Source organism: Streptomyces sparsus (assembly GCF_054776295.1).
Genome location: NZ_BAAHCA010001010.1, coordinates 1 through 1,657 on the forward strand (window position 1 = coordinate 1; position 1,657 = coordinate 1,657).

General features: G+C 75.0%; 1 protein-coding gene and 1 pseudogene. Both read left to right on the forward strand.

From position 1 onward, the window contains the following. Nucleotides 1-977: IucA/IucC family protein (locus ACYVE9_RS25850; protein WP_461030316.1), on the forward strand; the 977-nt coding region annotated here is incomplete at its 5' end. A gap of 233 nt (nt 978-1,210) precedes the next feature. Beyond that, nucleotides 1,211-1,657, forward strand: a pseudogene (locus ACYVE9_RS25855) (iron transporter); the annotation flags it as partial.

Genomic DNA, 1,657 nt, shown 5'->3' on the forward strand with positions numbered 1-1,657 from the left:
GGCTGGACGTCCGCCCGACGCTGTCGATGCGGACCGTCGCGGTCCGCGACGATCCGCGCGTCCATCTCAAACTGCCCCTAGCCACCGCGACACTGGGCCTGCGCAACCGGCGCACCATCAAGCCCGGCAGCCTGGTCGACGGCGCCGTCGGCCAGCGGCTCGTCGCCCACCTGCTGGCCCGCGAACCGCGCCTCGCCCGCCGCGTCCTGCTCGCCGACGAACGCACCCACCTCAGCACCGGCCACGAACTGCTCAGCGTGCTGGTGCGCCGCCAGCCACCCGGGCTCGACACCGCCCACGTGGTGTCGGCGGCCGCGCTGCTCGCCCCGCTGCCCGACGGCACCACGGTCGCCGACGAACTGGCCGACCGCTACTTCGACGGAGACCTGGACGCGCTGCTCGACGCCTACCTGCGCCTGCTGTTCGACCTGCACACCACCCTCTTCGGCTACGGAGTGGCCCTGGAGTCGCACCAGCAGAACACCTCCCTGGTGCTCGACGAGCACCAGGGCCGCACCCGGCTCCGCCTGCTGCTGAAGGACAACGACGGACCACGGGTGCACACCGGCCGGCTCGCCGCCCGGCTCGGCGGAACCACCGCCGCCGACCTGTGCGGCTTCGCCGACCGCAGGGTGCTGACCGGTTCGGACCTGCCCGTCGCCGACCTCTTCACCACCATCACCCTGCACCTCTGCGCCGCCGCGCCCCTCTTCGAACTGGCCCGGCTCGGCCGCGCCCCGCTGCCCGCCCTGCTGGCACGGCTGCGCGCACTGCTCACCGAGGCCGTCGACCGGCTCGACACCGCCCCCGGAGCCGGCGCCGACGTGCTGCGGACCCGCGTACTGCACGCCGACCGGCTACCGGTGAAGGCGATGCTCACCGCGGGCACCCTGCTGCCCAAGGACCGCACCCGTGCCGCCGACATCAACAAGCACTACGTCACCGGGCCCAACTACCTGCGGGCCGGGCAGTGCTGACGTACTCCGCCGGTGTCCGCCCGCACGCGGAGAAGCCACCTTCCGGGCCGGCCGGGACCCCGCCTGCCCACCCGCCCCGAGGCGCCGGCTGCATACGCTCGTCCCGGCCGCGCTGAGCCCGCCGCGCCCACCGCACCCCGCCCGGCCCGGCCCGCGCCCCGCCCCTTTCACACCGCACCGCACCGCGCCTGCCCGGTGCCCGCTCGCTTCCTCCGGTACCCGTAGGAGTCCCGATGCCTCCCGCCCCGCCGCGCACCGCCCCCGTCACCGCCGACGACGCCGTGTGCCACACCCTGCTCAACTGCCTGCTCCGGGAGGTCTGCGGCCCGCAGGACCAACAGGTCGACAACGGGCGCCTGCTGATCCGGCTGCCGCACTCCGGCGTACTGCTGGCGGTGCGGCTGCGCCGCACCTCGCCGACCGGCGCCCACCGCTTCGCCGGTCCCGTCTCCGAGCATTACCACGGCGGCTGGGAGGAACTGCCCTGGCACCGGTTCGCCGCCCGCGTCGGCCGTGAACTGCACCTGCGCACCGGAGTGCGCAACGACGAGTTCCTCACCCAGGTCGCCGCCAGCAGGGAGGGGCAGGCCGCGGCGCTCGCCGCGGCCACCGCGCCCTGCGACGACCGCTACCTGGCCTCCGAGCAGTCGCTGCGCCACGGCCACCGCTTCCACCCCACG